Source organism: Psychrobacter sp. GW64-MNA-CIBAN-0177, from assembly GCF_040309585.1.
Taxonomy (GTDB): Bacteria; Pseudomonadota; Gammaproteobacteria; order Pseudomonadales; family Moraxellaceae; genus Psychrobacter; species Psychrobacter okhotskensis.
In genome coordinates this window covers 1-302 of sequence record NZ_JBEOOY010000109.1, presented here as the reverse complement: position 1 = coordinate 302, position 302 = coordinate 1, and the positions used below count along the sequence as shown (strand labels likewise).

Genomic DNA, 302 nt, shown 5'->3' with positions numbered 1-302 from the left:
CACTTATAGAACTTGCTCTTGTCGTTAGCTTTGTCGCTTGTCGATAATGCGTTATCAATCGATTTGTGGAGTAATTTATCCACTGATTCACGAGATAAACTTTTTGACATCATGGCTTCTTTCGAAATTGACGCCAAGCTGCCTACGACATTGTCATATAGCGCATTGAAGATAAGCACGTTATGACACTGCCAAATAAAATCAGCACGTAATTCATCGTTAACCACAATATCCAATACAGTAAGCTGACTTAGCTCAGGCCATGGAGCTTGCGTTGTAGATTTAGGCAGTGACTCTAAATG

1 protein-coding gene is annotated in these 302 nt (G+C 40.1%); it reads right to left on the bottom strand.

Going from position 1 to position 302, the window contains the following annotated elements:
• Window positions 1–302: hypothetical protein (locus AAEY79_RS14385; protein ID WP_352288950.1), on the bottom strand; the 302-nt coding region annotated here is incomplete at both ends.